The following is a 16,406-nucleotide window of genomic DNA, read 5'->3' as shown; positions in this document are numbered from 1 at the left end:
TTTCGCAGGGGCCCCGCGGGGGGACTGCGCGTCGCCCGGACGCAAGGGATGCGCGCGCGACACGCCACGGCCCCGCGCAGCGTGCACAGGGGGCGCGCGTCAGGCTTACCGCTTCGCCTTTCGGTGATGCAATGTCTTTCCCCCCCGACTGCGGCGCCATGACACCAGGTGCTTTCGCAATGCGCGGAAACCTGCCGGTGCGGGGCGGCCTTGCGGGGCCGCCGGGGTGGGGAATGAGGGGAAGTGCGCGCGCGGGATCAGTTCGCGCGGGTGTGAGGGGCGCGGTCCGTGTGCAGGGCGGGGCCGCCGAACCAATCCGTCAGATCGGCAAACCAGATGTCCAGATCGCGCGCCGTGGCCGGCGTCAGGTTCGGCGTTTCGGGGGCGCCTTGCAGCCGGTCCAGCACGGCCGTCGTGCCGGGAGTGCCCAGACGATACCAGCGATGCGTGGTCAGCGCCCAGCCGTCGGCTTCCGACAGCGCACACAGCGTGGAGGTCACGACATGATGGCTGTCCAGCCCCGGCAGGCCATGCGCCAGCCCGGCCAGATGGCAGATGCCGTCACGGTCGCGCACGGCGATCCAGTCGTCGAGCACGGGGGCGGTGGCCAGGATGTCGGGCCGGGGACCGCGGCGCAGGAGCCGCAGCGCCGCCGCCATGCGCCGGGGCCGCAGGTCACGCAGCAACGCGACCACGAACGCCTGCCATTCGGCGGCCGGGGCTTCGGCTGTCGCCTGTGCACCGGGGGCGGCCGCGTCCAGAGCCGCCTGGAAATCCTTTCGCCAGGGGGCGGGAACGTCGCTCAGGCGTATGTGGGCGGGCTTTCCATGCCCGGCCCGGATGGGGACAGAGGCGCGCAGCGCAGCGATACCGTCGGCGTGTTTCATCTGGAAACCCTCCCGTTTCGATACAATCATCGCGCGTATTTTATTTTAGGCAATTTCCACCTGGATTTGTCCTTAAGCGGTTCCTGACGGGGGCAGGGGCGCGTTAACCGAGCATGGCGCGCGCGACGCCTTTGCCCGGCGCCCGATGGGGCGGGTCGTTAGCGCGCGGCCGGGGTGATGCGGGATCGCATCAGCCCGAACGCGAAAGGGGGAGGCCGTGGCCCCCCCTGATCCGTGTCCCGGATCCGATCCCGCGACCGGCGCGCGACTCAATCCGCGCCGCGATAGGGCTGGACGTATTGCAGCGCCATGTCCCAGGGGAAGAAGATCCAGGTATCCTGGCTGACCTCGGTGATATAGGTGTCGACCAGCGGCCGGCCCTTGGGCTTGGCATAGACGGTGGCGAAATGCGCCTTGGGGTAGAGCTTGCGCACCAGTTCCAGCGTCTTGCCGGTGTCGACCAGATCATCGACGACCAGAATGCCCTCGCCGTCGCCCATCAGCGCGGCCTGCGGCCCCTTGGTGACCTGGGCTTCGCGTTGTTCCTGATGGTTGTAGGACTTGACCGAGATCGTGTCGATCACGCGAATGTCCAGTTCGCGCGCCAGGATCATGGCCGGCACCAGACCGCCGCGGGTGATGGCGACGATGGCACGCCAGGCGCCATCCTCGGGGCCGCGGCCGTCCAGCCGCCACGACAGCGCGCGCGCGTCGCGGTGCAACTGGTCCCAGCTGACGTGAAAGCCCTTTTCGTGGGGAAGCCGCTCGCTCATGGCGCGATCCTTTCCTCAGGCGTCCTTGCGGCCGGTCACGGCGTCGATATCGGGGGCATCCACCGCCTTCATGCCGACCAGGTGATAGCCCGCATCGACGTGGTGCACCTCGCCGGTGACGCCAGAGCCCAGATCCGACAGCAGATAGAGCGCGGATTTGCCCACATCCTCGGTGGTCACGTTGCGGCGCAGCGGGCTGTTCAGCTCGTTCCACTTCAGGATGTAGCGGAAGTCGCCGATGCCGCTGGCGGCCAGCGTCTTGATCGGGCCGGCCGAGATGGCGTTGCAGCGGATGCCGACCTTGCCCAGATCCTCGGCGATATAGCGCACGCTGGCCTCGAGCGCGGCCTTGGCCACGCCCATGACATTGTAATGCGGCATCACGCGTTCGGCGCCGTAATAGGTCAGCGTCAGCAGGCTGCCGCCGTTCGGCATGAGCGCCGCGGCGCGCTGGCACACGGCCGTGAACGAATAGACCGAGATGTCCATCGTCATGCGGAAGTTGCCGGGCGTGGTGTCCACGTAACGCCCGCGCAGCTCGTTCTTGTCCGAAAAGCCGATGGCATGGACCACGAAGTCGATCGTGCCCCAGCGCTCGCGCAGGGTCTCGAACAGCCGGTCGAGCGAGGCCTCGTCGGAGACATCGCATTCGGTCACGAAATCCGACCCCAGCTGCCGGGCCAGCGGCTCGACGCGTTTCTTGAGCGCCTCGCCCTGATAAGAGAACGCCAGTTCGGCGCCATGGGCCGCCAGTTCGCGGGCGATGCCCCAGGCGATAGACTTGTCATTGGCAAGGCCCATGATAAGGCCGCGTTTGCCATCCATGAGATTGCTCGACATCCGCTCTCCCTGCGCTTGCGTGACGGGTGCGAACCCTTTAGGCGAAAGCGGGGGGGGCATCAAGGCGCCCCGACAGCGCGCCGGGCACGGTTGCGTGTGCGGCAGGGCGCAGGGCAGGGCGGGCCCCGCGGGGCGCGGGTCCGGCCAACATGGAAAGGTCCGGATATGAGCGACAGAGGCGGGATCTTCGCGGGCGACGACCCGTTTGCGATTGCACGGGGCTGGCTGGCCGAGGCCGAGCCGCGCGAGATGAACGACCCCAACGCGATCGCGCTGGCCACGGTCGACGACACGGGGCTTCCCAATGTGCGGATGGTGCTGCTCAAGGAGATCGAGGACAACGCCTTCGTCTTCTACACCAACTACGGGTCGACCAAGGCCCGCGAGATCGAGACCGCCGGCAAGGCCGCCTTCGTGCTGCACTGGAAGTCGCTGCGCCGGCAGATCCGGGTGCGCGGGATCACCACCCGCGAGGACGGCCCGCAGGCCGATGCCTATTTCGCCTCGCGCTCGCTCAAGAGCCGGATCGGGGCCTGGTCGTCGCGCCAGAGCGAACCGCTGGGGTCGCGCGGGGAACTGATGGCCGAGGTCGCCCGCCAGGGGCTGATCCACGGCACCAACCCGCCGCGCCCGCCGTTCTGGGGCGGAATCAGGCTCACCCCTCTTGAGATCGAATTCTGGGCGGATGGCAATTTCCGGTTGCATGACCGCTTCCAGTGGCGCCGACCAGATGTTGCGGCAAGTTGGACCATCCGGCGTCTTTGCCCCTGAATTTCGCGCTTCGCCAATTGCAGGGTAGGGAAATCCTTACTTTTTGCCTTGAATCGGCCCACGGATTTGTGAGAGTGCTCCTGACCTGTCGAGCAGGGGTGAAGGTAGACGCATGACGGAAACGCACGAGGATCTCCGAACGATAACGGGGCGCGTGAAATGGTTCGATCCGGTCAAGGGGTTCGGGTTCATTCTCGATGAAGCCGACGGGCCGGACATCCTTCTTCACGCCAATGTGCTGCGCAATTTCGGGCAAAGCTCGGTGGCCGATGGCGCCGGGATCAAGGTGTCGGTGCAATCGACGCCGCGCGGGGTTCAGGCGGTGCAGGTGCATGACATCACGCCCCCCACGGGCGAGTCGGTCGCGCCGATCGAAGACCTGGGCGAGGCCGATCCCGCCGAGATCGCGGCGCTGCCCCTCGAGCCGGCCCGCGTCAAGTGGTTCGACAAGATCAAGGGCTTCGGCTTTGCCAATGTCTTTGGCCGCGCCGAGGATGTGTTCATCCATATCGAGGTGCTGCGCCGGTCGGGGTTTGCCGATCTGACGCCGGGCGAGGCCACCTGTCTGCGGGTGATCGAAGGCAAGCGCGGGCGCATGGCGGCGCAGGTGGTCTCGTGGGAGACTGCGGTGCGTGTGGCGCGCTGAGTTCGGGAAGGCCCGGTCACATGCCTGAGGCAGGCCCGATCCGGTCTTTCAGGGGCGTGGTTGCGGCGGGGCTGTTCCTGGCCCTGGCCGGATGTGCCGCGGCGGAAATCCCGGCGCCGGTGGGGGCCTCCGTGCCGGTCTGCCGCGACGATCTGGCGCTTTTGCAAGGCGGGGATGGCCGCTGGCACCGGTTCCGCATCGAGCTGGCCGACACCGCGGCCGACCGCGCGCGCGGGCTGATGTTCCGCCGCGATCTGGCGCGCGATCAGGGCATGCTGTTTGTCTATCCCGCGCCGCAGAACGTGGCCTTCTGGATGCGCAACACGCTGATCCCGCTGGACATGCTGTTCTTCGATGCCGCGGGCCGCATCACCCGCATCCATGAAAACGCGCGCCCGCTCGACGAAACCCCGATCCCCGGCGGCTCGGCGGTGCGATTCGTTCTCGAGATCCCCGGCGGGCAAGCGCGGGCGCAGGGGCTGCGTGTCGGCGACCGTCTGGCGCATCCCGCGGTCACCCCGGCCCAGGCCGCGCTGCCCTGTCCCCCTGCGGGTTCGGCGCCGGCGCCCTGACATCGGTGTCCTGATAAGGTGCGCCCTGATACAGTTGAATGGCGGTCATGCGTTTCGCGCGGGGGGCGAAGTTATTTCACCCGGTCGCATAATCGGGGTCTTTTCCCGCTCTCGCGGCTGCATTAGTTAGAGCGCACGGAGCGTAGCGCAGCCTGGTAGCGCGCTGGTTTTGGGTACCAGAGGTCGCGAGTTCGAATCTCGCCGCTCCGACCATTCCCCGTCAGGACCGGACCGGATCGAACCCCGGCGTCGCGGCCTTTGGGCGCAGGCGGGCCGGGGGCTTCTGCCGTTCGGGCGCCGCCTGCGGTCAGAGAATGCGGTTGACGTGGCCCATCTTGCGGCCGGCTCGGGCCTCGGCCTTGCCATAGAGATGGATCGCGGTCTTCGCGGCCCGCGCCAGCTCGGGCACCCGCTCCACATCGGCGCCGATGAGATTCGTCATCTCGACATCGGCATGGCGCGCGCCATCGCCCAGGGGCCAGCCCGCGACGGCGCGGATATGCTGCTCGAACTGGTCCACCGCGCAGCCCTGCTGCGTCCAATGGCCGGAATTGTGCACGCGCGGCGCGATCTCGTTGACGATCAGCCCGCCCGGCGTCACGAACAGCTCGACCCCCATCACGCCCACATAATCCAGCGCATTGAGGATGCGTGCCGCGATCAGCACCGCATCGGACGCAAGCGTCCCGGGGATCGCCGCGGGCACGCGCGTCGTGTGCAAGATGCCGTCGCGGTGGACATTCTCGCCCGGATCGAAGGCCGCGACCGATCCGTCAAGCCCGCGCGCCGCGATCACCGAGATTTCGCGCGTGAAGGGGACGAAGCCTTCCAGAACCGCGTCCTGACCGCCCATCGCGGCCAGCGCGGCGGCGGCGTCCTCGGGCGTGTTCAGCCGGGCCTGCCCCTTGCCGTCATAGCCAAGCCGCGTGGTCTTGAGGATCGCGGGCGTCCCGATCCGGTCGATCGCGGCGGCCAGGTCATCGGCGGTCGCAACCGGCGCCCAGGGCGCGGTGTCGAGGCCGATCTCGTTGAGAAAGCTCTTCTCGATCACCCGATCCTGCGAAGTCGCCAGCGCCCGGCGGTTGGGCCGGATCGGGCGCAGGCTTTCCAGAAGGTCCAGCGCGTCAGTGGGGATGTTCTCGAATTCATAGGTCAGCACGTCCACCCCTTGGGCGAAATCGCGCAGGGCGTCGGCGTCGGAATAGGGCGCGCAGACATGGCGTGCGCAAAGCGCGGCCGCCGGGGCCTGCGGGTCGGGCTCGAACACATGCGCGCGCAGCCCCAGCCGCGCGGCCGCCATGGCCAGCATGCGGCCCAGCTGGCCGCCGCCCAGAATGCCGATGGTGGCGCCGGGGGCAAGCATCGTGTCGGTCATCGCTCAGGCCTCGTCCTCGGGGGTCTCGGGGATCGCGGCCGAGAGCGCCGCGCGCCAATCCTGGAGCCGGCGCGCCAGCTCCGCATCCTCGAGCGCCAGGATCGACGCCGCCATCAGCCCGCCATTGGCCGCGCCGGCGGCCCCGATCGCCATGGTCGCCACCGGAAAGCCGCGCGGCATCTGCACGATGGAATAAAGGCTGTCCACGCCCGACAGCGCGCGCGTCTGCACCGGCACGCCGATCACCGGCAGATGGGTCTTCGAGGCCATCATCCCCGGCAGATGCGCCGCGCCGCCTGCGCCCGCGATGATGACCTTGAGGCCCCGGCCCGCGGCCTCGCGGCCATAGGACCACAGCCGGTCGGGGGTGCGATGCGCCGAGACGATGCGGCTTTCGTAGTCCACGCCCAGTTCGTCGAGGATCAGCGCGGCCTCGCGCATGGTGGCCCAGTCGGACTGGCTGCCCATGATGATGCCGACGCGCGGCGCCGTGCTTTCGTCCCGTGTCGTGCCGCTCATGTGCGCGCCCTCCCTGTCGGAGCGCGCACTATAGCGGCGCCGGCGCCGGGCGCAATGGCCGCGGGGGCCCGTGCCGGCGGTCCGTGCCGGGGCGGAATGGGCGCGATCAGGCGATGATGTCGGGGGTCAGCTGGTCCTCGATCCGCGCGATCAGATCCTTGAGCGCCAGCTTGCGCTTCTTCAGGCGCACCAGCGCCAGCGTGTCGCCGCGGTTCTCGGTCAGGGCGGTGATGGCGTCATCCAGATCGCGGTGTTCGCGGCGCAGCACCTCCAGCTTCACGCGGAGGACCTCTTCCGTGTTCATCTCGATAAACGCGTTCATCTCGGCATCCAGGCATTAGGGTCACGACGAACCACGGCGGGGATCCTTCCCCATCCGATTCTCTCGACCCGAGTCGAGAGCGAATCAGCGTGGATTGATACGACAACATAGCAGCTTGCCAGGCCTTGGGGCAAAGAAATCGAGCCTGTGCAGGGGATTGCCCGGATTGCGCCGCGCCGGGGCGGGGCCCGGCGGGGGGCTGGCAGGGGTGTGGGGCGGGCGTCTTTCGCGCCTCCCGGCCCCTTGCCTGTGACCGATTTCTTCCCATATCCGAAGGGCGGGGCCGCCTTGTCCGAAGGGGCCCCATCCGCAACGTCGCTTCTCACAAGGACTTGCCGATGAGCAAAACCAGTTTCGCCGCTTCGCCCTATCTGCTGGGCTTCGATCAGATCGAGCGGCTTGTCGAACGGGCCGCAAAGGCGGGCTCGGAGGGCTATCCCCCCTACAATATCGAGCAATGCGGCCCCGATGCCTTTCGCATCACGCTGGCCGTCGCCGGCTTTGCCGAGGCCGATCTGGCGCTGACCATGGAAGACCGGCAGCTGGTCATCCGCGGGCGCCAGCCCGAGACCGCGGCCGAACGGGTGTTCCTGCACCGCGGGATCGCCGCGCGCGCCTTCCAGCGCAGCTTCGTTCTGGCCGAGGGGGTCGAGGTCGCGGGGGCCGCGCTCGAGAACGGGCTTCTGCATATCGACCTGCACCGACAGGCGCCCGAGCCGGTGGTGCAGAAGATCCCGATCGGGCGGCGCTGAAAGGCGCGCGACACAGGATGCCGGGTGCCCTGCGGGGGCCCGGTCAGAAAGGGGGCGAAGATGGATCACACGTTCGATTTCGGACCCGTGTCCGAAAACCGCATTGTCTATGTGCGGCCCGTCGAGGTGGACGGGTTGCCCAGCGAATTGCGGGCGCAGGCCGGCGGGCTGCGGCGCATCTATGCGTTGCATGACGCCGAGGGCACGCGGCTGGCGCTGGTGCGCGACCGCAGGACCGCGTTCGTTCTGGCGCGTCAGAACGATCTGGCGCCCGTGAACGTGCACTGAGAGGTCTGCGCGCGGGTTTGCCGGGTGACGCGGATGGGGGCGCCTGCGCGGTTCAGGCCGATTGCAGGAGCCGCGCCTCCCAGGCCTTCAGGCAGGGCCGGGCGGTCGGGCCATAGCCCCTCGGGTCGGTCTCGAGTTCGGGAAACAGCGCCAGCACCTCGGCGCGCGTGGCCGCATGCATCAGACCCATGCCATAGGCGCCGGGGTGGAAGCTTTCGCTGAGCAGCCCCGCGGCGCCGATGATCTCGTGCCGGTCGAACAGAAGATGGACATAGCGCAGCTGGGCGACCGGCGCGCGCAGGATGTCGACGCCGTTGACCAGCATATGGGCAGGAACCAGCACCTCGGCCGCGCCGAAATACAGCTCGGCCCGCCAGCCGGTGACCAGAACCCGGTGATGCGGCGACAGACGCACCGGCCGGGTGTTGCCCATCGCGCCGGGGCGGAACAGGATCGGCGCGTTGCGCCCGCGCCCGTCCACCACGCGCTGGCCCGTCCAGCGCACCGTCTGAACCCCGTGATCGCGCGTGGGGATCCGCGCGCCGGGACGCAGAGCTTCGGCCCTTTGCGGCCCGGTGGCGGTGTCGATCGGCGTATCGCCGGCAAAGCAGATGAAGGGTGCATCCGCGCTGGTCAGCAACAACGCGGAATAGTCGCTGCCGTTGAAGCTGCCCAGGTTGATCGCGGTGACCTTCTTGTGATGCTCGCCCACCGGGATCGACCAGTCGACCGGGCGCACCATGTAGGTGCCGTCCTCGAACAGGAAGACCCCCATCGAGATGTTGGAATAGGTGGTGCCGTCGACGGTGATCGAGGAATTGGCGTAGCAGGCGATTTCCTTGAGGATCTTGGGGGTGCCGCCGATGATGATGCGGTCGCCGTTCAGGGCGCTGGCATCGTCGGTGTCGGTGTCCCAGATGCTGCCCTCGTTGTCGTGGTCATGCAGCGTGACATCGGTATAGGTCGACGGGTCCACCGACAGCCCATTGCCGCCGGGGCCCAGATTGTTCTGGTTTGCGCCGCTATATCCGGGCCAGGTCGAGGTGACCACCCAGCCCCAGCTTGCCGTATCCACCATGGCTGTTCCCGTGTTCGCTCGGGTGTCTTGATACCCCCAAAGGGTGAACAAAATGGAAACGGCTGTGGCGCGCGACGCGCACAGGCGTCACGGCCGGGGCGGTAGAGGAGGGCGGCGGGGGCCCTCTTGGGCCCTCAATGCCGGGGGTGCGGTGCGCAGCGTTACCGGATCGTTAAGCGCTGCGGCCTATCCCTGTCGACCGGCACGGGCCCTGTTCCCGCGGTGCCGCAGCGGGCCGAAACCGGCCCGTTCCGGCGATCCGCCGGGCGGGCGTTTGGGCCTGACTTTCCAGTCCGAGTGTTCTTCTTCGCGCGGGCCCCGGTCCCGGCGAAGCCCGCGTCGGCCTGGGGCTGGCGCGGCTCTCATCTGTCGTTTTGCCGGGTGCCGGGCCCGGCCCTGAAGGGAGACCGTCATGCAGGACGATTTTCACCGCACCGCCGTGGGCATGTCCGATCCGGCCGTTCACCTCGAGGCGATCACGCCCTCGGACAGCACCGATCTGGCCCGCGTCACCCGCGCGCTCTGGGTCGGTCAGGCGGGCGATCTGGCCGTGGTCTCGGCCGCGGGCGAGAGCGTGACGCTGCCCAATGCCGAAGGGCTGATCCCGATCCGCGTGACCCGCGTGCGCGCGACCGGCACCACGGCCACGGGCCTCGTGGGGCTCAGCTGATGCTGGGGCTTTCGCTGGGGCTGCGCGCGCGCCCGCGGCGCCGGGCGGCGGGCCCGCCGCTGCCGTCCGGGGCGCTGGCTTTCTATGACCCCGCAAACCTTGCGACGCTCTGGCAGGACGCCGCCGGCACGGTGCCGGTCACGGCCGATGGCGATCCGGTCGGGCGGATGCTGGATCTCAGCGGCAACGGCCATCACCTGTCGCAGCCGGTCGCCGCGAAGCGCCCCACCTACCGCACCGACGGAACCCGCCACTGGATCGAGAGCGACGGCGTGGACGACGCGCTGGAGCTTCCTTCGCGGCTGGGGCTGGCGGTCAACCCGGCGCTGAGCGTGACCTGTGCGCTGCGCGGGCTGGGCGCCAAGGCCGAGGGCCGCGTGTGGGAGCTGGGCGCTGGCCTTGGGAGCTTGTCGGGCGGCCTTGGCACCGATGGCTGGTCCTGGCGCTATAACAACGGCAACATCCTTTACGCCCCGACGCCGCCGGGCGTGGATGGGGTGGCGACCTGGATGCACCCCGCGGGCGGCAATTACGTCTCGTCGCAGCTCTGGCTGGGCGGGGCGCAGCTGGCGCAGGTCTCGGCCGTCAATCCGGCCTATCTGCCAACCAACACAAACCCCAGCTTCCGGCTTTGTAACGGCGGCAGCAGCGGGACCACGGCGGGGCAATTGCGGCTTTATGCGGTGGTGGTGCGGGCCAGCTTTGACCGCGCGGCCGCCGCCGCGGACGAGGCCTGGGCGGGCGTCAAGGCGGGGGTGAGCCCATGAGGATCACCGTCGCCTGCCCCGAGAGCCTGATCGAGGACGCCAATCATCTGGCCATGGTGCTGGCCCATGGCCCGGCCGATGGGCAGACCTATGGCGCGCCGGGTTGGGTCGATGCCGCGGGCCATCGCTATGCCTGCGCAAGCTTCGAGGCCCGCGCGGCCTGGATCGCCGCCGCGCAAGGCCCGATCGCCCGGCCGGCCTGGGACGACAAGACCACGGGCCGCTACATCGTCAACATGGCCGCCGCCGCCCGCGCCCAGGCCGCGCTGGTGCTTGCCCCCGCGCCGGCCCCCGCGGCCCCCGACACGATCACCGCCCTGGCCGGCCCCACAGGCCCCGACGCCCTGGCCGCCATGGGGTTGAGCGCGCCCGTGACCGAGACCTGAGCAGGGCCCTGCCCGCGAGGGTCGGCAATGCATCTGGTGTCCGGGGCCTCGGGTGTCCGGGGCCCCCTGTTTCCTTGGAAGCCCTTGCTTCCAGGGGCGCGGTCGGCGTATTCCGGCGCCGGCCGCGCGGCTGTCTTTGCTGCACCTTGCCGGGTGAACGCGCGCGTTTCGGTCGATGACCGGGCCGGCAAGGCTGCCGTGACGCAGGCGGACCCCGTGTCCGTGTGCCTCATGTCTGCGGCTGACAGGGAGGGTTAGGCCGCACTGCCGAAACAAGAAGTCGGAAGAAGAACAAGATGGAAGACCTACTCAATACGATAAGCTCCTTTGTCTGGGGGCCGCCGATCCTGGTGCTGTTGCTCGGGACGGGGCTGTTCCTGACGCTGGGGCTGAAATTCCTGCCGCAGCGCAAGCTGGGCCACGGGATCGCCCTCATGTTCGAGGGCCGGCGCGGCGATGCTGCGCATCCGGGCGAGATCACCCCCTTTCAGGCGCTGACCACGGCGCTGTCGGCCACGATCGGCACCGGCAATATCGCCGGTGTGGCAACGGCCATCTTCCTGGGTGGTCCGGGGGCCGTGTTCTGGATGTGGCTGACCGCGTTGGTCGGGATGGCCACGAAATATGCCGAGGCCGTTCTGGCCGTGCAATTCCGCGAGACCGGCAGCGACGGGCGCACCGTCGGCGGTCCGATGTATTACATCCGCAACGGGCTGGGGCCGCGCTTTGCCTGGCTGGCCTGGCTGTTTGCCTTCTTCGCCACCATCGCGGCCTTTGGCATCGGCAACACGGTGCAGGCCAATTCGGTTGCGCAGGCCGTGCAATCGACCTTTGGCGTGCCGGTGCTGTGGACCGGGATGGCGCTGGCGGCGCTGACCTTCATCGTCGTGATCGGCGGCGTGAAGCGCATCGGCTCGGTGGCCGAATTCCTGGTTCCGCTGATGGCGGTTCTCTATATCACCGGGGCGCTGTCGATCCTGGTGGTGAATGCCGCCGACGTTCCGGCGGCCTTCGCGCTGATCTTCGAGGATGCCTTCACCGGCACCGCTGCCACCGGCGGCTTTGCCGGTGCCGCGGTGATGGCGGCGATCCGTTTCGGCGTGGCGCGCGGCGTCTTCTCGAACGAGGCGGGGCTGGGCTCGGCGCCGATCGCGCATGCTGCCGCGCTGACCGATGATCCGGTGCGTCAGGGCAATATCGCCATGCTGGGCACCTTCATCGACACGATCCTGATCTGCTCGATGACGGCGCTGGTCATCATCACCACCGGCGTCTGGACCAGCGGCGAGACCGGCGCGGCGCTGTCGGCGCTGGCGTTCTCGACGGGGCTGCCGGGGGGCGAGCTGATCGTCAGCCTGGGGCTGATCGTCTTTGCCTTCACCACCATCCTGGGCTGGAGCTACTACGGCGAACGCGCGGCCGAATACCTGTTCGGGCCCAAGATCATCCTGCCGTTCCGCCTGCTGTGGGTGGCCGGTGTCGTGGTCGGTGCGATCTCGAACCTCGGGATGGTCTGGATCGTGGCGGACATCATGAACGCGCTGATGGCGATCCCGAACCTGATCGCGCTGATCGCGCTGTCGGGCACGGTCTTTGCCGTGACGCGCGCCTATTGGAAGAAAGCGGCCTGAGATCTGCGGGTCGTGCAAGACAGGGCCGCGCCGGGTGATCCGGCGCGGCCCTTCTTCATGCCGGCGGGCGAGCGGGGGCCGGTCTTTGCGCAACCTTTTCGGTTCTGACACGAGGGCGTCACCTGAACGCAATAGAGCGGCGGGGAACGCGGCCCGCCGAAAGGATGCGGAATGTCGGTAACCCTGGACCAAGCGCCGATCCTGCGGCGCAGATCCGCCGTGCGCCCGGCGCGCGCCGCGGTGCCCGGTGACGCCGGGCGTATCCTCATCATCAGCGACGCCTGGCAGCCCCAGGTCAACGGCGTCGTGCGCACCTATGAAAACATCTGCCACGCGCTCGAGGCGCAGGGCTGCACCGTCCGCGTGATCGGCCCGGCCGATTTCCGCGCCGTGGCGTTGCCCTCCTATCCCGAGATCCCGCTGGCGCTGTTTCCCGGCCGCCGGCTGGCCGCGCTGATCGAGAGCTTTGCCCCCGATGCCGTCCATATCGCGGTCGAGGGGCCGCTGGGTTGGGCCGCGCGCGGCTGGTGCCTGGCGCGCGGCGTGCCCTTCTCGACCGCCTTTCACACCAATTTCCCGGCCTATGCGGCGGTGCGCGCGCCCCGCGGTCTGCGCGGCGGTGTCGAGGCGCTGACCATCGCGGGCTTGCGCCATTTCCATGCACCGGCGCGTTTCATCTATGTGGCGACCGCCTCGCTTGAAGAGCAGCTCCGCGGCTGGGGCTTTGCCAACCGCTTCGTGCGGCTTTCGCGCGGGATCGACTTCACGCTGTTCCACCCCGCCATGCCCGACCGGCGCAGCCCCGGTGCGCGCGGGACGGCAAATGGGGCGGGGCCGGTCCTGCTCTATGTCGGGCGGGTGGCCCCCGAGAAGAACATCGAGACCTTTCTTGCCCTGCGCACGCCGGGCCAGAAGGTCGTGGTGGGGGATGGCCCGCTGCTGCCGGCCTTGCGCGCGCGCCACCCCGAGGTGATCTTTCACGGCACGCTGCGGGGGCGGGCGCTGGCCGATGCCTATCGCGCGGCCGATCTCTTCGTGTTCCCCTCGCGCACCGACACCTTCGGGAATGTGGTGATCGAGGCGCTGGCCTCGGGCCTGCCGGTGGCCGCCTATGACGTGCCCGGACCGCGCGACATCGTGGCGGGCGATGCCCGTCTGGGTGCGGTCGATGCCGATCTCGAGGCGGCCGTGGCGCGCGCGCTGATCGCGCCCGGCACCGCGCAGGAGCGCCACGATCTGGCCCGCGCGCGGTTCTGCTGGAACAAGGTGGCGCAGGTCTTCCGCGATCATTGCGCGGAATTGCGCGGCCCCGGGGCGGTGCCGGCGGGCTGAGCGGGGGGCCGCGCGGGTAGCCCTTTTCCTGGGCGCGGCGCGCCATGCGGGCCGCACGATAATATGACTTTTCTGCACATCTTTTGGTTGCCCGATCCCCCCGCCCGGCGCTATGACCTGAGGTCGGGCGGGCCATCGGCGCCCCTGTCATGTCCGCGCCCGGCCGTTCAGGCCCCCCGAAGGCCGGGGGCAAGCAGGAAAGACCGCCATGACCGACGACGACGACGCCGCCGCGCCCCGGACCATTCTCTATCAGTTTCCCGCCATGCTGGGGCTGCCCAATGCCTCGCCGCCCTGCATGAAGGTCGAAACCTATCTGCGCTTTCGCAAGCTGCCCTACCGCACCGAGATCCGCTCGACCCGGCAATCGCCCTCGGGGCAATTGCCCTTTGCCACCATGCCCGACGGACGTGTGCTGGCCGACAGCGAACGCATCATCGACGCGCTCGAGGCCGAATGGGAGGCCGCGGGCAAGGGGCCGGCGCTCGATGCCGGGCTGAGCGACGCCGAACGCGGCCTCTCGACACTTCTGTGCACCACCTTCGAGCGCGATCTCTATTGGCAGATCGTCTGGAGCCGCTGGGGCGAGGACGCGACCTGGCGCGCCTTCTTCGGCGAGATGCGCACCCATCTGCCCTGGCTTCTGGCCAATGGCCCGGTGATGCCGATGGCGCGGCGCAAGGTCGTCAAGCGGCTCAAGGTCGAGGGGCTGAGCCGCGAGAAACGCGCCGCGATCCCGGTCAAGGCGCAGGCCATCCTGGACACGCTGGCGCAGATCCTGGGCGACAAGCCGTTCTTCCTGGGCGATGCGCCGCGGCGGATCGACATGACCGCCTATGCCGGCCTTTCAAGCGCGATGGACCAGACGCTGGACACGCCGCTGACGCGTGCGGCCAATGCGATGCCGACGCTGCTGGCCTATCAGCGGCGGATGAAGGCGCTGACTTTCGGCGGCTGATCGCCCGCGGTGTCGGCGGCATCGGCGCAGGCAAAGGCCCCGGCCTGCCGGCTCCAGTCGCGGCAGGCCGCGCGCGTCACCGCCCGGCGCGGCAAGAGCGGGCGCACCCGCGGCGAATAGAGTCGCTCGACCGCCACCATTCCCGTCAGCGCGGCAAAGAGATCGGAGCGCGCGGCCAGAAGCGCAAGCTGGCCGGCGCGGTCCTGGGCGGCAAGGGCCATCGGGCCGGGCCAGAGGCTTTCGAGCCACAGCCCTCGGCGCAGACCAGCGCGTGGCGCGGCAGCAGAAGGTGGTGGTAGGCAACGCGCCGCAGGCCGCGCAGGAGGCGCACGCCCCCCCCAGCCGGTGGCGGCCAGATGGCCCGCTCGCACCAACCGTTCGGGGGGCGCATCGCCGGGGCGGTCGCGGGTGGCGGGCAGGTGGTGGGGGGCAAGGGGGCCGTGGGGCGCAAGGGGGCGTGCGGGGCAAGGGGCACCATCACGCAATGCCGCCCCGAGACCCGCACCGCTGCCCAAGGCCCCGGCCCGGATCTCGATCGCGCGCATCCGCGGATCGGCGTCAAGCGCGGCGCGCCCGGCCAGGCTCTGCCCGGCCCAGAGCACGGGCAGCGCTGCGCCGTCGCGCACCCGCACCAGATCGCCCGCGCGCAGATCCTCGACCGGGCGGGGGCCGGTGGGCGTGTCGATCCGCGTGCCCGCGACAAAGCAGGGGATCCCCATGGAATACAGGGGCTTGGCGCTGGAGACGCTGGTGTGCGGGATGCCGATCAGGGTCAGCGTCTCGCCGTTGGGAAAGGTCAGCAGCGCATTGCCCGAGCCGTCGTTGGTGACATTGACATCCCAGGCATTGACCGGATTGCCGTTCGCATCGGTCAGCGCGCTGACGTCGATCAGGTCGAACGTGCGGCCGAAGCCGTCGTCGGTCATGTCGAAATCGGTCACCGTGTCGGCGCCGTCGCCGTCGCCGACGCTGAAGCCCAGCGTGTCGGCCCCGGTGCCAGAGTCAGCCGATCATCGCCCGCGCCCCCGGCAATGACGTCATCGCCCGCGCCGCCCGAGATCGTCTCGGCAACCGTCCCTCCTGCGAAGCGGTCGCCGCCTCCGCCCAGATCGCAGCTGAAGGCGCCGCTGTTGGCGCCGGCGTCGATGCTGCCGCTGGCGCTGCCCGAGGTGGCCACCGTGTCATAGACATAGGTGAAGCTGCCCGCGCCGGTGAAGGTGGCGCTGATCCCGTTGCCGGTGCCGTCGCTGAAGACCACGGTGCCGGTGTCGCCGTCGATCAGGGCGGTGCCGTTGCCGTAATCGGCCTCGATTCGGTTGTTGCCGCCGTTGCCCTAAAGGCTGTCGTCGCCGCCGCGCAAGGTCTCGGCGCCCGCGCCGCCATGGGTCGTGTCGCCGCCCGCACCGCCGTCATAGCTTGCGGTCAGCGTGTTCGAGGTGGCGTCGATCCAGTCATAATGATCGGTGCCGGTGATGTTCTCGATGCCTTGCGCGGTGCCGCGCTCGGTCAGGGTGCCAAACTCGAAATAGTCCAGCGTGCCGCCGCCGGTGTAATGGATATAGGTGCCCGCGGTCGTGGCGTTCGAGACGAACTCGAGCCGGTCGGTGCCGCTGTCCCCCGCGAGGACGCCGAAGCCGTCGGTGTCGGTGACGCGGATCGTGTCGTCGCCGGTGCCGCCGAAGATCAGGTCGTCGCCGGTGTCGGTGATCCAGGAGCCGAAGCTGTCGTTGCCGTCGCCCAGGTCGACGGTATCGGCGCCGGCGGTGCCAGTGATCGTGTCGTCGCCGTTGCTGGCCATATGCGCCCGCGCCCCCCCCCTCCTCAGATCGGGCGCCGGCC

Annotated in this window: 21 protein-coding genes and 1 tRNA gene; 12 read left to right on the top strand and 10 right to left on the bottom strand. The window is 69.2% G+C overall.

Going from position 1 to position 16,406, the window contains the following annotated elements:
• Positions 1–257: 257 nt before the first annotated feature.
• The 3 genes from BW949_RS12985 to fabI form a co-directional block, all read right to left on the bottom strand.
• Positions 258–887 carry a DUF6634 family protein gene (locus tag BW949_RS12985; RefSeq protein WP_076366775.1) on the bottom strand — a complete coding sequence of 210 codons (630 nt, stop codon included), beginning with the start codon at positions 885–887 and terminating at the stop codon, positions 258–260.
• A 269-nt stretch (positions 888–1,156) separates the two neighbouring features.
• On the bottom strand, positions 1,157–1,660 hold the full coding sequence (gpt, locus tag BW949_RS12980) for a xanthine phosphoribosyltransferase (protein ID WP_076366773.1): 504 nt from the start codon (positions 1,658–1,660) through the stop codon (positions 1,157–1,159).
• Between the two features lie 15 nt (positions 1,661–1,675).
• Positions 1,676–2,500, bottom strand: a complete 825-nt coding sequence (fabI, locus tag BW949_RS12975; protein ID WP_076366771.1) for an enoyl-ACP reductase FabI — start codon at positions 2,498–2,500, stop codon at positions 1,676–1,678.
• 165 nt (positions 2,501–2,665) lie between these two features.
• Here fabI and pdxH point away from each other — a divergent pair, with 165 nt between their 5' ends.
• From pdxH to BW949_RS12955, 4 genes are all read left to right on the top strand, one after another.
• Positions 2,666–3,271 (top strand): pyridoxamine 5'-phosphate oxidase, encoded by a 606-nt coding sequence (gene pdxH / locus BW949_RS12970; protein ID WP_076366769.1) that lies wholly within the window; start codon positions 2,666–2,668, stop codon positions 3,269–3,271.
• 112 nt (positions 3,272–3,383) lie between these two features.
• Positions 3,384–3,917 (top strand): cold-shock protein, encoded by a 534-nt coding sequence (locus tag BW949_RS12965; RefSeq protein ID WP_076366767.1) that lies wholly within the window; start codon positions 3,384–3,386, stop codon positions 3,915–3,917.
• A gap of 20 nt (positions 3,918–3,937) precedes the next feature.
• A complete protein-coding gene (locus BW949_RS12960) occupies positions 3,938–4,489 on the top strand; it encodes a DUF192 domain-containing protein (RefSeq protein ID WP_083947764.1) in 552 nt (183 codons plus the stop codon).
• 136 nt (positions 4,490–4,625) lie between these two features.
• Positions 4,626–4,702, top strand: a tRNA-Pro gene (locus tag BW949_RS12955).
• Positions 4,703–4,796: 94 nt separating this feature from the next.
• Here the strand turns inward: BW949_RS12955 and BW949_RS12950 are convergent.
• The 3 genes from BW949_RS12950 to BW949_RS12940 form a co-directional block, all read right to left on the bottom strand.
• Entirely contained in the window at positions 4,797–5,864 is a 1,068-nt protein-coding gene (locus BW949_RS12950; RefSeq protein WP_076366765.1) for a 5-(carboxyamino)imidazole ribonucleotide synthase, read from the bottom strand.
• 3 nt (positions 5,865–5,867) lie between these two features.
• A complete protein-coding gene (gene purE, locus BW949_RS12945; RefSeq protein ID WP_076366763.1) occupies positions 5,868–6,383 on the bottom strand; it encodes a 5-(carboxyamino)imidazole ribonucleotide mutase in 516 nt (171 codons plus the stop codon).
• A gap of 106 nt (positions 6,384–6,489) precedes the next feature.
• Complete coding sequence (locus tag BW949_RS12940; protein ID WP_076366761.1) at positions 6,490–6,705, bottom strand: YdcH family protein; 216 nt, start codon at positions 6,703–6,705, stop codon at positions 6,490–6,492.
• 338 nt (positions 6,706–7,043) lie between these two features.
• On the opposite strand from BW949_RS12940, the gene BW949_RS12935 reads away from it, so the two are divergent.
• Together BW949_RS12935 and BW949_RS12930 are read left to right on the top strand one after the other, a co-directional pair.
• Entirely contained in the window at positions 7,044–7,457 is a 414-nt protein-coding gene (locus BW949_RS12935; RefSeq protein ID WP_076366759.1) for an Hsp20 family protein, read from the top strand.
• Between the two features lie 60 nt (positions 7,458–7,517).
• A complete protein-coding gene (locus BW949_RS12930; protein ID WP_076366757.1) occupies positions 7,518–7,745 on the top strand; it encodes a DUF1150 family protein in 228 nt (75 codons plus the stop codon).
• Positions 7,746–7,797: 52 nt separating this feature from the next.
• Here the strand turns inward: BW949_RS12930 and BW949_RS12925 are convergent, their stop codons facing one another.
• On the bottom strand, positions 7,798–8,823 hold the full coding sequence (locus BW949_RS12925) for a Hint domain-containing protein (protein WP_076366755.1): 1,026 nt from the start codon (positions 8,821–8,823) through the stop codon (positions 7,798–7,800).
• A 412-nt stretch (positions 8,824–9,235) separates the two neighbouring features.
• Here BW949_RS12925 and BW949_RS12920 point away from each other — a divergent pair, with 412 nt between their 5' ends.
• The 6 genes from BW949_RS12920 (at position 9,236) to BW949_RS12895 (ending at position 14,567) form a co-directional block, all read left to right on the top strand.
• Entirely contained in the window at positions 9,236–9,493 is a 258-nt protein-coding gene (locus tag BW949_RS12920) for a spike base protein, RCAP_Rcc01079 family (RefSeq protein ID WP_076366753.1), read from the top strand.
• Positions 9,493–10,260 carry a hypothetical protein gene (locus BW949_RS12915; protein WP_076366751.1) on the top strand — a complete coding sequence of 256 codons (768 nt, stop codon included), beginning with the start codon at positions 9,493–9,495 and terminating at the stop codon, positions 10,258–10,260. The genes BW949_RS12920 and BW949_RS12915 overlap by 1 nt, the downstream gene beginning before the upstream one ends.
• Complete coding sequence (locus BW949_RS16890) at positions 10,257–10,646, top strand: hypothetical protein (protein ID WP_076366749.1); 390 nt, start codon at positions 10,257–10,259, stop codon at positions 10,644–10,646. Before BW949_RS12915 ends, BW949_RS16890 begins: the two co-directional genes overlap by 4 nt.
• 296 nt (positions 10,647–10,942) lie before the next feature.
• Positions 10,943–12,277 carry an alanine/glycine:cation symporter family protein gene (locus tag BW949_RS12905; protein WP_076366747.1) on the top strand — a complete coding sequence of 445 codons (1,335 nt, stop codon included), beginning with the start codon at positions 10,943–10,945 and terminating at the stop codon, positions 12,275–12,277.
• Positions 12,278–12,448: 171 nt separating this feature from the next.
• Positions 12,449–13,609: a glycosyltransferase family 4 protein gene (locus BW949_RS12900; RefSeq protein ID WP_083947762.1), complete on the top strand. Its 1,161-nt coding sequence runs from the start codon at positions 12,449–12,451 to the stop codon at positions 13,607–13,609.
• Positions 13,610–13,817: 208 nt separating this feature from the next.
• Positions 13,818–14,567, top strand: coding sequence for a glutathione S-transferase family protein (locus BW949_RS12895; protein WP_076366745.1), 750 nt, complete (start codon positions 13,818–13,820; stop codon positions 14,565–14,567).
• Here the strand turns inward: BW949_RS12895 and BW949_RS12890 are convergent.
• The 3 genes from BW949_RS12890 to BW949_RS12880 all read right to left on the bottom strand — a co-directional run bounded on the left by BW949_RS12890 (position 14,531) and on the right by BW949_RS12880 (position 16,365).
• A complete protein-coding gene (locus tag BW949_RS12890) occupies positions 14,531–15,508 on the bottom strand; it encodes a Hint domain-containing protein (RefSeq protein ID WP_076366743.1) in 978 nt (325 codons plus the stop codon). The two genes, BW949_RS12895 and BW949_RS12890, sit on opposite strands and share 37 nt — an antisense overlap.
• A complete protein-coding gene (locus BW949_RS12885) occupies positions 15,505–15,825 on the bottom strand; it encodes a hypothetical protein (RefSeq protein WP_076366741.1) in 321 nt (106 codons plus the stop codon). Before BW949_RS12885 ends, BW949_RS12890 begins: the two co-directional genes overlap by 4 nt.
• A gap of 75 nt (positions 15,826–15,900) precedes the next feature.
• On the bottom strand, positions 15,901–16,365 hold the full coding sequence (locus BW949_RS12880; protein ID WP_076366739.1) for a calcium-binding protein: 465 nt from the start codon (positions 16,363–16,365) through the stop codon (positions 15,901–15,903).
• Positions 16,366–16,406 lie beyond the last annotated feature (41 nt).

This window comes from Phaeovulum vinaykumarii (genome assembly GCF_900156695.1).
GTDB lineage: Bacteria > Pseudomonadota > Alphaproteobacteria > Rhodobacterales > Rhodobacteraceae > Bieblia_A > Bieblia_A vinaykumarii.
This window is presented reverse-complemented; position numbering and strand designations above follow the sequence as displayed.

Coding starts and splice junctions, on each gene's coding strand:
- BW949_RS12925 (WP_076366755.1), bottom strand. CDS start 8,823: ATGGTGGATACGGCAAGCTGGGGCTGGGTGGTCACCTCGACCTGGCCC.
- BW949_RS12930 (WP_076366757.1), top strand. CDS start 7,518: ATGGATCACACGTTCGATTTCGGACCCGTGTCCGAAAACCGCATTGTC.
- BW949_RS12880 (WP_076366739.1), bottom strand. CDS start 16,365: ATGGCCAGCAACGGCGACGACACGATCACTGGCACCGCCGGCGCCGAT.
- BW949_RS12905 (WP_076366747.1), top strand. CDS start 10,943: ATGGAAGACCTACTCAATACGATAAGCTCCTTTGTCTGGGGGCCGCCG.
- BW949_RS12950 (WP_076366765.1), bottom strand. CDS start 5,864: ATGACCGACACGATGCTTGCCCCCGGCGCCACCATCGGCATTCTGGGC.
- BW949_RS16890 (WP_076366749.1), top strand. CDS start 10,257: ATGAGGATCACCGTCGCCTGCCCCGAGAGCCTGATCGAGGACGCCAAT.
- pdxH (WP_076366769.1), top strand. CDS start 2,666: ATGAGCGACAGAGGCGGGATCTTCGCGGGCGACGACCCGTTTGCGATT.
- BW949_RS12960 (WP_083947764.1), top strand. CDS start 3,938: ATGCCTGAGGCAGGCCCGATCCGGTCTTTCAGGGGCGTGGTTGCGGCG.
- purE (WP_076366763.1), bottom strand. CDS start 6,383: ATGAGCGGCACGACACGGGACGAAAGCACGGCGCCGCGCGTCGGCATC.
- BW949_RS12915 (WP_076366751.1), top strand. CDS start 9,493: ATGCTGGGGCTTTCGCTGGGGCTGCGCGCGCGCCCGCGGCGCCGGGCG.
- BW949_RS12965 (WP_076366767.1), top strand. CDS start 3,384: ATGACGGAAACGCACGAGGATCTCCGAACGATAACGGGGCGCGTGAAA.
- BW949_RS12940 (WP_076366761.1), bottom strand. CDS start 6,705: ATGAACGCGTTTATCGAGATGAACACGGAAGAGGTCCTCCGCGTGAAG.
- BW949_RS12985 (WP_076366775.1), bottom strand. CDS start 887: ATGAAACACGCCGACGGTATCGCTGCGCTGCGCGCCTCTGTCCCCATC.
- BW949_RS12900 (WP_083947762.1), top strand. CDS start 12,449: ATGTCGGTAACCCTGGACCAAGCGCCGATCCTGCGGCGCAGATCCGCC.
- BW949_RS12895 (WP_076366745.1), top strand. CDS start 13,818: ATGACCGACGACGACGACGCCGCCGCGCCCCGGACCATTCTCTATCAG.
- BW949_RS12935 (WP_076366759.1), top strand. CDS start 7,044: ATGAGCAAAACCAGTTTCGCCGCTTCGCCCTATCTGCTGGGCTTCGAT.
- BW949_RS12920 (WP_076366753.1), top strand. CDS start 9,236: ATGCAGGACGATTTTCACCGCACCGCCGTGGGCATGTCCGATCCGGCC.
- fabI (WP_076366771.1), bottom strand. CDS start 2,500: ATGTCGAGCAATCTCATGGATGGCAAACGCGGCCTTATCATGGGCCTT.
- gpt (WP_076366773.1), bottom strand. CDS start 1,660: ATGAGCGAGCGGCTTCCCCACGAAAAGGGCTTTCACGTCAGCTGGGAC.